Consider the following 342-nt stretch of genomic DNA (forward strand, 5'->3'; position numbering starts at 1 on the left):
CAAGCAATACGCAAGCTTTCTACATGCTTAGTCTATTTTTAGTTTTCGTCATAAAGCAGACAACAGACCGCCAACTTTATGCTTATCTTTTAAGGTTTTCGTCCTTTAGCCAAAGCTTCTAAAGGCTTATTTCCGCATTTCCTATGCCTCATACTCGGACGCCGCAGAACAGAGCTTCCGTGAGACATCTTGTTTCCTTACTATACTTCGGGAAAAGGCTTATCCTACTAATACTTCGGATTAAGCAGCAAGAGCAAACTCTTCGTTGCCAGTTAAACTTTGTAGCAAGGGATTAAAGAGATCGCGCTACGGTTCTCTGCATGCTTACTTACCTACTGACCT

At 42.1% G+C, this 342-nt stretch carries 1 other RNA gene; it reads right to left on the bottom strand.

What is annotated here, in order from left to right:
- Nucleotide 1 precedes the first annotated feature (1 nt).
- Nucleotides 2-342, bottom strand: a transfer-messenger RNA (tmRNA) gene (gene ssrA / locus F1003_RS15545).

Origin of the sequence: Winogradskyella ouciana (genome assembly GCF_009709615.1) — a bacterium.
Lineage (GTDB): Bacteria > Bacteroidota > Bacteroidia > Flavobacteriales > Flavobacteriaceae > Winogradskyella > Winogradskyella ouciana.